Source organism: uncultured Eubacterium sp. (assembly GCF_934561735.1).
Lineage (GTDB): Bacteria > Bacillota > Clostridia > Oscillospirales > Acutalibacteraceae > Eubacterium_R.
In genome coordinates this window covers 386,011-398,556 of the sequence record NZ_CAKTGT010000001.1, presented here as the reverse complement: position 1 = coordinate 398,556, position 12,546 = coordinate 386,011, and the positions used below count along the sequence as shown (strand labels likewise).

Below are 12,546 nucleotides of genomic sequence, written 5' to 3'. Positions count from 1 at the left end.
TGTGTTATAAAATGAACATAAGAGAGGAATCGCTCAAAAAGCACTATGAATGGAACGGCAAAATTGAGGTTGTTGCCAAAGCAAAGGTAAACGACAGCAAATCTCTTTCACTTGCATACACACCGGGTGTTGCTGAGCCTTGCCTTGAAATACAAAAGGATTACAACAAAAGCTATGAACTTACAAGAAGAAACAATCTTGTAGCAGTTATCACAGACGGTTCGGCTGTTCTCGGCCTTGGTGACATCGGACCTGAGGCGGGTATGCCTGTTATGGAGGGCAAATGCGTGCTGTTTAAAGAGTTTGGTGATGTTGACGCATTCCCTCTTTGCGTAAGAACAAAGGATGTTGATGAGTTTGTACAAACCGTTTACAACATTTCGGGTTCGTTCGGTGGAATTAATCTTGAAGACATTTCGGCTCCTCGCTGCTTTGAAATTGAAGAAAAGCTCAAAAAAATGTGCGACATTCCTATTTTTCACGATGACCAGCACGGTACGGCGGTTGTTGTATCTGCGGCACTTATCAACGCAACAAAGATTATCGGCAAGGATTTGAGCGAATGCAAGGCTGTTATCAACGGTTCGGGTGCGGCAGGCACCGCAATTGCAAAACTCCTTATGACACTCGGTTTGAAGGATGTTATCCTTTGTGACAGAACAGGTGCCATCTATGAGGGCAGAGAAAAGCTCAATCCGTCAAAAGCTGAAATCGCAAAGGTTACAAACCGTGGAATGGTTAAAGGCGGACTCAAGGACGCTATTGTCGGCACAGATATTTTCATCGGTGTTTCTGCTCCGGGCGTTCTTACCGAAGATATGATTAAAACAATGCACAAAGACCCTATTGTACTTGCAATGGCTAACCCTACACCTGAGATTATGCCGGACGAAGCAAAGGCGGCAGGTGCAAAAATCGTCGGCACAGGCCGTTCGGACTTCCCTAACCAAATCAACAATGTTGTTGCATTTCCGGGCATTTTCAGAGGTGCACTTGATGTAAGAGCGTCTGCTATCACAGAGAATATGAAAATCGCAGCAGCTTACGCTATTGCTTCTCTTGTTGATGACGATAAGCTCAACGAGGACTACATTCTTCCGTACGCATTTGACGAAAGAATCAAAGACACGGTTGCAAACGCAGTTGCCGAAGCAGCTCGCAAAGACGGCGTAGCAAGAATTTAACTTTACCACAAAATATAAAACTCAAAGTGAAGGGCTCATCCTCCGCTTTGAGTTTTTGTTTTATATTCTTTTACCAGCTTCCGCCTCCGCCTCCGCCGAAGCCTCCGCCTGAAAATCCTCCGCCTCCGCTGAAGCCTCCGCCTCCGCTATACGAACTGCCGTTATGCTCTGATGGTTTTGGAGTTACAATTGTGTCGCCCATTTGCGGCACACTGCTACGCATAAAGTTTGCCATCCAAATGTAGGTGTACGGGTTACTGCCGTAGTACCAACGAGGTGGGTCCATAGCTATCTTTTCAAATTTTCGTATCCACTTTGACGACACGCCCAAAACATAGGCATACGGCAAAATGTCGTAAAAATAACTCGGGTTTTCCTCAACAAGTGCTTCAAGTCTTTCCTTTTCGGCAGTTTCCAAAAAGGTTTTAAAACTCTTGACCTTGCAAAGGTTTTCATATCCCTCATCACTTCTTTTTCGCACAAAGAACGAAAGCAAGAAGCTAATCACTGCAAGCACAAAACCTATGCGTAAAGCTGTCGCCGTGGTTTTTGGAACGAATGTAAATGTAGAAATACAGCACGACAAAGCAAACGAGCCTACGGAAATTACCCAGCACAAAACACGAAGCAACTGCGACTTTGAATCGAATGCCTTTGCTTGATTTACTCTGACAACATACCTGTTTGCAATCTTTTCGGCTGTACCTGCCATACGATATTGCAACTCTTTAACATAAGTACCTTTAAGCTTACCTTTTTTGAACAACGAGTTGAACAACTGCCTTTTATCCTCATCATCGCCGTCATAATCGCGAAGCCTGTGGATATAGGTTTCCTTATCCTCATTAATTTCAATAAAGCCCTCGTTTGCAAGTTCAATGAGAATTGCAACAATTTCCTTTTTCTCAACTTTTCCGTTGTACCAATAAGAAACTTCAAGGCTGTTCATACCCTCCGGCGGATAAAATTCCACGGTTTCGATAACCTTTTTATCCTTGCCAAACTTCAACCAAATGATGAGAACAACGGCAAATGCAATCGCAGGAAGCCCAATCATAAACGCATCGAGCATTTTTTCGTGAGCATAATCAAAGGTGAAATATCCCTCGTCAAGTTCTGTCCTGACGGTGAGTGCTTCGTGTTCTCCCAACGGTGCGGTTGTGTGGCCGGTAATCACTTTTCCGTCAACCTTGAAGTCAACAATATCCGTGCCGACATTTCCGTATCTGCCTGTTGAAAAGCCGAGTTTGGAACTGTCAAACTCCTTTGGCATAGTAACGGTAAAATTGCACTTGTCAATAACAGTATCCCAACCGTCACCGATGATGTTGAAATAAAATTCGTCGGCATCGGTCACATAATCAGGACCGACATAATAATCATATGAGATGGTATAGGATTTTTCGCCGATTACAGTTTCGTCCTCGTCACCGATTTGCATAACAAAATTGTCGTTTTGTATGGAATTACTCGTTTTGTCACTGCATTTTGCGTGCCTGATTTTCACCTTGACATCGCTTGAACTTTCGTCTGCTCTGTACACAGTAAAGCGAACGGGAATATAGCGATAAATTCCGTGCCTGTATTCATTAAAAAAGCAATCGATATTTTCCGTAATATGATAGCTGTTATCTTCGTTTACGGTAATATTTACATCATAATTCTTGATGTAGTACGGATAAGTTGAATAATCTTCTGCGAGTGCTGTTACGCTTGAGCCAAGAGAAAGCACAAGGCACAGCACAAACAAAAATACATATTTGACCTTTTTCATCAGAATTCAACCTTTACAGCCTCTCTTTGAGCAGAATCCTCCACTGCAAACATTTCTCTTTTTTCAAAACGGAACATAGACGCAACAATGCTTGACGGGAACATCTCAACAGTATTGTTGTACTGCTTTACGACAGCGTTGTAGAACTTTCTTGCGTTTGAAATATCCTCTTCTGTCTTTTTGAGTTGAGCATTGAGATCCATAAAATTTTGATTTGCTTTAAGTTCCGGATATTGCTCCGCAACAACATTGAGGCTCTTTATAGCTGTGTTAAGTTCCGCATTTGCCTCGAGCTTTTGCTGTGAGTTCATTGATGAATAGCCGTTGTTTCTTGCAGAAATAACCTTTTCAAGTGTTTCTGCCTCGTGCTTTGCGTAACCCTTAACGGACGCAACAATGTTTGGAATTAAATCCCATCTCTTTTTGAGATAAACATCCATTGTTGAAAATGCTTCCTCAACGCTGTTCTTTGACTTTACAAGCTTGTTATAAGTTGCACCGATGTACACTCCGACAAGCACAATCAAAGCAACAACAACAATCAAAACAACAGTTCCTGTGTTCATAATAAATTACCTCCGTTTATTCATATTTTTATCTTTAATTTTAATATAGCACATTAATGAAAAATTAACAAGAAAAAAGGACATATTCGTTTAAGAATACATCCTTTAAAATTATTTTCTTTTGCCCAATGCTATAGCTCTTGCCGAGTTTGCAACCGCAAGCAGGCACACGCCGATGTCGCCGAAAATCGCAAACCACATCGGAATACTCTTTGCAAGCACAACATCAAGAATTAAAATTACAAGCTTTACGGCAACGGAAAAATAAATGTTTTCCATTGCAATAGTGTGAATTTTCTTTGCAACAGCCTTAACATCGTCTATAGCGGTGTCGGAATAATCAATCATAACCATATCGGCAAGATTGACCGCATCACCTGTGCAATCCTCACCGACTGCAACGGCTATATCAGCCACCTCAAGCATGGTCAAATCACCGTGACCCTTGCCGAGATAAATAACCTTGTGACCGTTATTTTGAAGAACTTTAATATCATCAATGCTCTTATCTTCTTTGTAAGTAATAATTGTATCACAAGCATTGATTTCATCCATAGTGGAAGTGTTTTTTACAAAAACATTATCCTTTGAGCAAGCACCGATACCGGCACTGTAGCAAAGCGGAACGGAAATAACAATGGCACAAGGACAACCTACAACAAGTGCGGCAAGACCTCTGTGAAGCCATTCGTGCCATTCTGCCTTTAAGAAAATCGGAGGAATAACAACAACGGCAATGGCTATAATACAAATTGCCGGAGTGTAAATTCTCGCAAATTTTGTAATCATCTGCTCCGTGTGGCTTTCCTCGTTGTCATAATGACGAGGAAGAGTGTAAGTTTTATGCTTTTGAGCAAAGATTTTATCAATTGATTTTCTGCTCTTTGAAACTGCAAGACCTTGAATAAACTCTCCCACTGTAAACAAAAGCACAACCGCTACGCCCTCGGTATATTCCTTTATAGCAAATGCACCGATGCTTGCAAAACTCATAAGGAAGTTTTCATCAAAAAATCTGCCGTGGATAACACTGTCTGCCGCATCCCTTACAATGTCAAATCCTACCATAAGATATGAAATAAGGTAGCAAACAAGATATACATAACTCGGCAATTCGGTAAATTCGCTGATTATATACCCTGCTGCAAAAAATACAGCACTTATAATAATTTTTGTAAGCGTTTCTTTTTTATGTTCATTAAAATGATCCTCGCCGCAACAACCACAACCGTGATTATCGGGTGTATGATTGTCGCAACAATTTTCATAATTATGCTCGTGATGGGAAGCGTGATTATGTTCACTCATTTATAACACCTCTTTTAAAACAGGGTAATTATATCACAAGAGTATATGCAAAGCAAGAGTTTTTAACCATTTTCACCAAAAGAGTCTTTGTAATTTGTTAAAATTATACAAAAACGCACATTCAATTTACGAATGTGCGTCAGCGTTTCGAAAAAGTGTTTTCGACACGCTGTAGGCTGTTGAAAAAGTTTCTGAATTTCGTTTTCTTGTGAAGGAAGATGTACGATGGTACCTCGACTGAGCAAAAAACGAAAAACGCCAAAAATGCTGTAAGTTCGATACTTACAGCATTTTTCAACCCCTCCGTCAACACTTCGTGTTGCCACCTACCCTTATAAACAAGAGGAGGCATAATTCGGTTAATTATATTTGGCGTGGTTCAGGAGCTTTATCGACAGTCTAAACGCACATTCAATTTACGAATGTGCGTATTAATATATTACATTTTTTTAAGCTGTTCTTCATCAAATGTAGAAAGGAATTCGTCATAACTTCCCTTTCTGTCGATGTAGGTGTTGCCCGAAATCTCAATAATTCTGTCTGCCACGGTTTCTACAAACTGATGGTCGTGAGAAGTGAAGAGCACAGTTTCGGGATAACGGATAAGACCGTTGTTGAGTGCGGCGATGGATTCAAGGTCGAGGTGGTTGGTAGGTTCATCAAAAATGAGAACATTTGCACCCGAAAGCATCATCTTGCAAAGCATACATCTAACTCTTTCACCACCGGACAAAACATTTGCCTTTTTGAGTGCTTCGTCGCCCGAGAACAACATTCTGCCGAGCCAGCCTCTTATATCAGCCTCAAGCTGTTCTTCGGTGTACTGTCTGAGCCAGTCAACAAGAGTGAGGTCAACGCCGTCAAAATAACTACTGTTGTCACTTGGGAAATAGCTTTGAGAAGTTGTAACACCCCACTTGAACGAGCCTTCGTCAGGTTCAAGTTCACCCATAATGATTTTGAAAAGTGTTGTCTTTGCCACAACATCGGAGCCGACAAAAGCAACCTTTTCTCTCGGGTGGATAACAAAACTGATGTCATCAAGCACCTTGCGGTCGCCGATTGTCTTTGTCAAATGGTCAACACGGAGCAAATCGTTGCCGCATTCTCTGTCAGGCTTAAAGTCTACATACGGGAAGCGACGGGATGATACAGGCATTTCAATCATTTCAAGAGCATCAAGCTGTTTCTTACGGGATGTTGCCTGCTTTGACTTTGCCGCATTTGCGGAGAAACGGTTGATAAAGTCCTGAAGTTCTTTAATCTTTTGCTCATTCTTCTTGTTTTGGTCTCTTGCCTGACGCTGACGCATCTGGGTATATTCGTACCAGAAATCGTAGTTACCTGTGTAAAGAGTAATTTTGCCGTAGTCAACATCACAAATATGAGTACAAACCTTATTTAAGAAGTGACGGTCGTGCGATACAACAATAACGGTGTTTTCAAAATCCAAAAGGAAGTTTTCAAGCCAGCTGATGGCGGTCAAATCAAGGTGGTTTGTAGGCTCGTCAAGAAGAAGAATATCCGGATTGCCGAAAAGAGCCTGTGCAAGAAGCACCTTAACCTTCATATCGGACGGAAGTTCCGCCATTTTGAGATAATGGAATTCATCCGGAACGCCCAATTTGTTGAGCATAAATTCGGCATCACTCTCTGCGTTCCAACCGTCAAGGTCGGCAAATTCTGCTTCAAGTTCGCCCGCTTTTACGCCGTCTTCCTCGGAGAAATCCTCTTTTGCATAAAGAGCGTCCTTTTCCTCCATAATCTCAATAAGTCGAGGATTGCCCATAAGCACGGTGCGAACAACCTCATAATCGTCATATGCAAAGTGGTCCTGCTTCAAAACGGAAAGACGCTCGCCCGGAGTGATGTGAATTTCACCCTTTGACGGTTCAAGGTCACCGCTGAGAACCTTTAAAAATGTTGATTTGCCTGCACCGTTTGCACCGATAATACCATAGCAGTTGCCCGGTGTAAATGCGACATTTACTCTTTCAAACAAAGAGCGGCCGCCAAACTGAACGGAAACATCATTTGCGGAAATCATATTTATACCTCACCTTTCTAATATCTAAAATCCACAATATTCTATCACAACGGCGAATATATTTCAACCTATTTTTGTGTGTTCCCCTATTGCGACATATTTTTTGTATACTATGCCATATAATGCAGAGGAAATAACAACAAAAAGAGGCAAAAATGGAAGTTAAAATCAAGGAAAAGATAGAGGAGAATGTAAAAAGTGAAGTGTTAAAAAAAGCGGGAATATTTGCCGCATATTTTTTTGCGGGGTTGATAATCTCGCTCGGCTCGGCAATCGGAGGAATAAAGCCGTTTGGCGTTGCACTCACAGCCGCAGGCAGAAAAAAAGGATACCTATTCTCTGCCGCAGGTGCAATAATAGGCTATTTACTGTTAGGCTTCAACGCACAAAACATAAGATATATGTGTGCCGTTTTGCTTGCAACACTCGGTGCGTTTTTAATTGACATGTGCGACTTATATCACAAACCGCTTTTTCCAATCGCAACAGGCACGGCGGCAATTTTGTCAACGGGAATATTTGTAAACATCAAACTTGCGGCAGAAGCACAGGCGTATTTTTTACTGCTTGCCGAAACAATGCTGACTGCCGGAGTAACCTACTGCTACTACAAAAGCATAAACGCAAATTTTAAACAAATGCGATTTAAAGCACTGCCGATAACGGAGCTTACCTGCATTTTGATATCAATATCAACGCTGTTTTTAACCCTCGGCAACATATCGCTGTGGAAGTTTCACCCGATAAGGATTGTCGCAATATCACTTATATTGATAACACTTCACTACGCAGGAGAACGGCAGGGACTTATTTTGTCGCTGATACTCGGCTTTGTGCTCGGTGTTTACGACAAGGACATTTTGTTTTTGTGCGGTGCTTTCGGTTTTTCCGCACTGACGGCAAGCCTGTTTTCAAAAGCTTCGATATTTGCAACGGGCGGAGCGTTTTTTGCTTCAATTACTTTTTTCTCCATAGCTTCGGGGGACGATGCGGGGCTGTCGCTGTTTCTTGACGGACTTGTGGGCACGCTGTTCTTTATACTTTTGCCAACGGGATTAACAGACAAAATCGAGGACTTTTTTGACATCGGAACCGACCTGCCGCCCGACGGCACGCTCAGGCAAAATTTGGTATTAAAGTTAAGGTTTGCATCAAATGCTATGGCGGCAATATCCGACAGCGTTGACGAAGTTCGTGAGCGAATAAACGATGTAACACGCAGGCAAAACGAGGCTTTGCGTGGCACGATGAGCAACGAAGAATACATCACAAAGGAGATAATTCTTGAAAAGACAAATCAAATCAGAATGGTTGCGTCCGACCAATTCATATCAATATCGGGAATGTTGAACGACTTGGCAAAAGAATTTGACGAGGCGGAAATATTTGACGGCAACGCAAGCAACAAAATACGGCGACTGCTCGGCGAGTACGAAATCTATCCAACAAACATTTCTGCAATAGTTGACAAATACGGACGGATGAGGGTGGAAATTCTGCTTTCGTCATCAAACGCAAACCTGACAAATGTCGAACTTAAAAACGAAATAGGCAAAATCTGCAACAGATATTTTGACATGGGCAGAATAACGAATTTTAAAACGGAAACCATGCTTTCGTTCTCGGAAAAACCGAACTATTCGCTTGAAGTCGGCTTTGCACAATACAGTGCAGAGGGCGAACTGTGCGGCGACACGGTAAAAATCATCAACGACAGCAAAGGACACTCCATACTTATTATAAGTGACGGAATGGGCAAAGGCTCCCGTGCGGCACTTGACGGTGCAATGGGTGCCGGGTTGCTGTCAAAGCTCATCAATTCGGGCTTCGGCTTTGACTCGGCACTTAAAATAGTCAACTCTGCCCTGCTTGTCAAATCCAACGACGAGAGCCTTGCAACGCTTGACATTGCAAACATCGATTTGTTTACGGGCAAATGCGAACTGTTCAAAGCGGGTGCACCGGCAAGCTACATCATCAGAGACGGCAGGCTGACAAAATGCGAGTTGACCTCTATGCCGGCAGGAATTTTGCGAGGCATAGAATTTGCAAAACGCACGGCGGTTTTGAGCCTCGGCGACAGCATAATTTTGATGAGTGACGGCATAACCGACCTCGGTGAGCGTTGGTTGAAGGACACAATATCGGGTATGCCGCAAGACGTGCAAGAGGGTGCAGACTACATTTTGGGCTGTGCAAAAGAGGAAATGAAAAACAAAAAGGCAGACGATATGAGTATAATTTTTGCAAGATTGGAGCGAAACTGAATGACAGATAATTTGGGAATAGGAAGTTTATACGAAATTGATATCAGCGAAATTGCACAAACCATAAAGAGATTTTTAGGTGAAGTTATACAAAAAGAAAAGCTCACTTTACCTACTTTAAAAATGAGCAAGCGAGCAATAAAAAGCCTGTCGGAAATAATACTTACAGGCTCGGGGCAATCCTTTTATGCCGCACAGGCAATGGCACACAACTTGGAACTTCTCACGGATTTGCCGACATACGCAATTCCGTCGGCTCTTCTGAAAAGCACAAGGGGCGTGCTGTACCGTGATGCACTTGTAATCGCCGTTTCGCAAAGCGGCGAAAATACCGACACCATAGCGGCGGTGAAGCGTGCAATGAACAACAACACAAAGATAACGGCAGTGACGGCAAAAGATTCCACCCTTTCAAAAATGTGCAAAAGCAAGTTGTATCTTGCCGACTGCGACACAAGCCTGTGCACTTTTCAAAACGAATACCTTGCACTTGCAATCCTCGGAATTCACCTCGGAAGTACGCTCGGCTGTATGACAAAAATCAATATGAGCGTTGCACTTAAACTCGGTCAAATGCTCCCCGGCAAGCTGTCGTTTACTCCTAACAGTCAAAAAGAACTGCAAAGCGTTGGCGAATACATCGGCAAATTTGACAACATAGTCCTATGCGGTTACTCAACCGACGAAGCACTTGCAAAATCCCTTGCCGAAAAATTCAGACTGATTGCAAACATCCCTGCATTTTCTATGCCGATATACGATGTTGCGGCAAGCTGTTTGGATTTAAAAAACACGCTGATTATCCCGATAATCGGCAACAATGCAAGTTTGGGAATTGTAATGCCGTACATTGACGAAATCAAAAGTGCGTGCAAAGAAACGATAATTTTCACCACCAAAGGCATTGCACAGGAAGCGGAAATAGCCGACGGCACGGTAACGGTTGACGACAGCATACCGCTGTTTAACCCGATAACCCTTGCAACGGTTATCCAGCAAACCCTGCTTGAAGTGAACACCCTTTCAATATCCGACACCGACCAATCGGCGTAAAAAATAAGGCGACCGCAGGTCGCCCCTACGGTTGAACCGAATTTCGTAGGGGCGAACTGTGTTCGCCTTTTAATTTATCATTTAATATTATACAATTTTTTGGCATTTTGGTAGGTTTGGTCAAGGACTTCCTGTGCCGACATTCCGAGCACTTCGCCTATGCGTTCGGCAATGAACGGAATATATGACGAATCGTTGCGTTTGCCTCTGTGCGGTTCGGGTGCAAGATAAGGACAATCCGTTTCAAGCACCAGGCGGTCAAGCGGAATTTCTTTGACAACTTCAAGGCTTTTGCGTGCATTTTTGAAAGTTGCAACGCCGTTCAAGCCGATGTACATACCCAACTTGATAATCTCCCTTGCCATCTCTTTTGAGCCTGAAAAGCAATGCAAAACGCCCTTCGGCTTGGTTGTTTTGAGAATATCGAGAGTGTCGCCGTGTGCCTCTCTGTCGTGTACAATCACAGGCAAATCGTTGTTCTTGGCAATTTCAATCTGTGCCTCAAAAAAAGCCTTTTGTTTTTCTTTTGTCGATTCCATCCAATGATAATCAAGTCCGATTTCGCCGACGGCAACGCACTTTTCATCACTCAAATATTCATCAAGGAGGCTCAAATCGTCAATGCCGTACTCCTCCAAATTTTCGGGATGAAAGCCTGCCGCAAAGTAAAAATCATCAAATTTATGTGCCAAATCACGGTTTGCCGCCGTTGACGGAATATCACATCCACAACTGACTGCACCGACAACGCCCTTGTCCTTGAGCGACAAAATCAGTTCTTCCCTGTCGCTGTCAAACGCTTCGTCGTCATAGTGCGAATGTGTGTCAAAAATATTTGTATAAATCAAAGAATGTTCTCCTCAATCCAATGTTCCAAATCGTTATAAACCTCGTCTTTATTAAGCTCGTTAAGAATCTCGTGGCGAGCATCATGATAAAGTTTGAGGGTTACATTTTTATGGTCGGTTTCAAGCAATTTTCTGTAAACCTCGGTTACGCCCTTGCCGTAATTTCCGACAGGGTCCATATCACCCGACATCAAAAGAACCGGCTTATCCTTTGCAACATTGTTGAACCATCTGTCCTCATTGCACTGAATGGTGAGCTGACTCAAATCCATAAAGCCTGCAACGGTAAAGAGAAATCCGCAAAGCGGGTCGGCAACATATTCGTCAACCTCTTTTGTATCTCTCATACCCCAATCGTAGTGAGTTCTGTGCTCAAACGGCTTATCGTAAGGACCGAGCGAAATATCATTGAGAAACTTGCTGTGATGCTTTTTGCCCTTGAGTGCGGCAACAACCTTCATAATAGGAATACCCGCTTTTGCAATAGGCGTAGGTCCTGCCGTACCGATAAACACGGCACCGTCAAAATCGTTACCGTACTCGTTGATATAGCACCGCATAATAAGCGAACCCATAGAGTGACCGGCAATGATAAATTTCTTGTTCGGATACTCTTTTTTTGCAATATCGGTGAGTGCTTTTGCGTCGGCAAGAATGTTTTTGTAGCCGTCCTTATCACCGAAATAACCGAGCAATTCTTTATCCTCGTTCGACTGACCATGGCCGAGCATATCGTTGATGAAAATTGCATAGCCTCTGTCGGTAAAAGCAGAAATAAAATTGCGATACCTGTTTGTGTGCTCCGCCATACCGTGGTGCATTTGAATAACGGCTTTAACCTCGCCCTCGGGTGCAAACTGCCAAGCCTTGATGTCACAAATGCCCGAAGCACTTTTATAAGTGTACTCTTTCTTTATCATAATAAAACCCCTTTTAGATAATAAAAATTAAGTATGTAATATTAAATTTTTATTCGTAGGGGAGGATATTATCCTCCCGAAAATTCAAATTATGCAACAGGCAGATAATATCCGCCCCTGCAATTATTCTTTCAAATCAGATGTGCAATGCGGACATCTTGTTGCCTCAATATCAATTTCGCTCTTGCAATAAGGGCAAATCTTTGTTGTAGGTGCGGCGGCTGTTTCTTCCTCATCTTTGGTTGCAAGTTTATGTGCGGTTTCAGAAATCTTGTTGACCGATTTTACAATCAAAAATACAACAAGTGCCATAATTAGGAAATTGATAACGGCAGAAATAAACGCACCGTAATCAAGATAATTTTCAGTGCCGAAAAGGCGAATTTTACCTTGAACCTCGGCACCGCCGATACAGTTGAGAAGCGGCTGAATAATGTTATCCGTAAGTCCCGACACGACCGAACCGAACGCACCGCCGATAATAACACCGACAGCCATATCAAGCACATTACCCTTAGAAATAAACGCTTTGAATTCTTCTAAAAACTTCTTCATTGCTATTCTCCTTTTCACATCTTT

General features: G+C 42.7%; 10 protein-coding genes. 3 read left to right on the top strand and 7 right to left on the bottom strand.

The features are described from left to right. The first annotated feature begins 11 nt into the window (after nucleotides 1-11). Nucleotides 12-1,184, top strand: a complete 1,173-nt coding sequence (locus Q0E08_RS01725; RefSeq protein WP_294775513.1) for an NADP-dependent malic enzyme — start codon at nucleotides 12-14, stop codon at nucleotides 1,182-1,184. 70 nt (nucleotides 1,185-1,254) lie between these two features. On the opposite strand, the gene Q0E08_RS01720 is transcribed toward Q0E08_RS01725, so the two are convergent. The 4 genes from Q0E08_RS01720 to Q0E08_RS01705 form a co-directional block, all read right to left on the bottom strand. After that, nucleotides 1,255-2,958, bottom strand: a complete 1,704-nt coding sequence (locus Q0E08_RS01720; protein ID WP_294775511.1) for a DUF2207 domain-containing protein — start codon at nucleotides 2,956-2,958, stop codon at nucleotides 1,255-1,257. Next, nucleotides 2,958-3,524: a LemA family protein gene (locus tag Q0E08_RS01715; protein ID WP_294775508.1), complete on the bottom strand. Its 567-nt coding sequence runs from the start codon at nucleotides 3,522-3,524 to the stop codon at nucleotides 2,958-2,960. The genes Q0E08_RS01720 and Q0E08_RS01715 overlap by 1 nt, the downstream gene beginning before the upstream one ends. A 111-nt stretch (nucleotides 3,525-3,635) precedes the next feature. Further along, nucleotides 3,636-4,832 carry a hypothetical protein gene (locus tag Q0E08_RS01710; protein WP_294775505.1) on the bottom strand — a complete coding sequence of 399 codons (1,197 nt, stop codon included), beginning with the start codon at nucleotides 4,830-4,832 and terminating at the stop codon, nucleotides 3,636-3,638. A 439-nt stretch (nucleotides 4,833-5,271) separates the two neighbouring features. Further along, entirely contained in the window at nucleotides 5,272-6,879 is a 1,608-nt protein-coding gene (locus Q0E08_RS01705) for an ABC-F family ATP-binding cassette domain-containing protein (protein ID WP_294775501.1), read from the bottom strand. 155 nt (nucleotides 6,880-7,034) lie between these two features. On the opposite strand from Q0E08_RS01705, the gene Q0E08_RS01700 reads away from it, so the two are divergent. Then, complete coding sequence (locus tag Q0E08_RS01700) at nucleotides 7,035-9,146, top strand: SpoIIE family protein phosphatase (protein ID WP_294775499.1); 2,112 nt, start codon at nucleotides 7,035-7,037, stop codon at nucleotides 9,144-9,146. Then, the gene (locus Q0E08_RS01695) at nucleotides 9,147-10,199 is read left to right on the top strand and encodes an SIS domain-containing protein (RefSeq protein ID WP_294775497.1); all 1,053 of its coding nucleotides are present in this window, start codon (nucleotides 9,147-9,149) and stop codon (nucleotides 10,197-10,199) included. A 77-nt stretch (nucleotides 10,200-10,276) separates the two neighbouring features. Here Q0E08_RS01695 and Q0E08_RS01690 read toward each other — a convergent pair whose 3' ends face one another. The 3 genes from Q0E08_RS01690 to mscL all read right to left on the bottom strand — a co-directional run bounded on the left by Q0E08_RS01690 (nucleotide 10,277) and on the right by mscL (nucleotide 12,522). Further along, complete coding sequence (locus tag Q0E08_RS01690) at nucleotides 10,277-11,047, bottom strand: TatD family hydrolase (RefSeq protein WP_367118511.1); 771 nt, start codon at nucleotides 11,045-11,047, stop codon at nucleotides 10,277-10,279. Next, complete coding sequence (locus Q0E08_RS01685; RefSeq protein WP_294775494.1) at nucleotides 11,044-11,967, bottom strand: alpha/beta fold hydrolase; 924 nt, start codon at nucleotides 11,965-11,967, stop codon at nucleotides 11,044-11,046. The genes Q0E08_RS01690 and Q0E08_RS01685 overlap by 4 nt, the downstream gene beginning before the upstream one ends. Before the next feature lie 123 nt (nucleotides 11,968-12,090). After that, on the bottom strand, nucleotides 12,091-12,522 hold the full coding sequence (gene mscL / locus Q0E08_RS01680; protein WP_294775491.1) for a large conductance mechanosensitive channel protein MscL: 432 nt from the start codon (nucleotides 12,520-12,522) through the stop codon (nucleotides 12,091-12,093). Nucleotides 12,523-12,546: the final 24 nt, after the last annotated feature.

Bases quoted from the DNA above. Each gene is read 5' to 3' on its own strand.
- Q0E08_RS01715 (WP_294775508.1), bottom strand. From the start codon at position 3,524: ATGAACACAGGAACTGTTGTTTTGATTGTTGTTGTTGCTTTGATTGTG.
- Q0E08_RS01720 (WP_294775511.1), bottom strand. From the start codon at position 2,958: ATGAAAAAGGTCAAATATGTATTTTTGTTTGTGCTGTGCCTTGTGCTT.
- mscL (WP_294775491.1), bottom strand. From the start codon at position 12,522: ATGAAGAAGTTTTTAGAAGAATTCAAAGCGTTTATTTCTAAGGGTAAT.
- Q0E08_RS01705 (WP_294775501.1), bottom strand. From the start codon at position 6,879: ATGATTTCCGCAAATGATGTTTCCGTTCAGTTTGGCGGCCGCTCTTTG.
- Q0E08_RS01695 (WP_294775497.1), top strand. From the start codon at position 9,147: ATGACAGATAATTTGGGAATAGGAAGTTTATACGAAATTGATATCAGC.
- Q0E08_RS01710 (WP_294775505.1), bottom strand. From the start codon at position 4,832: ATGAGTGAACATAATCACGCTTCCCATCACGAGCATAATTATGAAAAT.
- Q0E08_RS01725 (WP_294775513.1), top strand. From the start codon at position 12: ATGAACATAAGAGAGGAATCGCTCAAAAAGCACTATGAATGGAACGGC.
- Q0E08_RS01700 (WP_294775499.1), top strand. From the start codon at position 7,035: ATGGAAGTTAAAATCAAGGAAAAGATAGAGGAGAATGTAAAAAGTGAA.
- Q0E08_RS01685 (WP_294775494.1), bottom strand. From the start codon at position 11,967: ATGATAAAGAAAGAGTACACTTATAAAAGTGCTTCGGGCATTTGTGAC.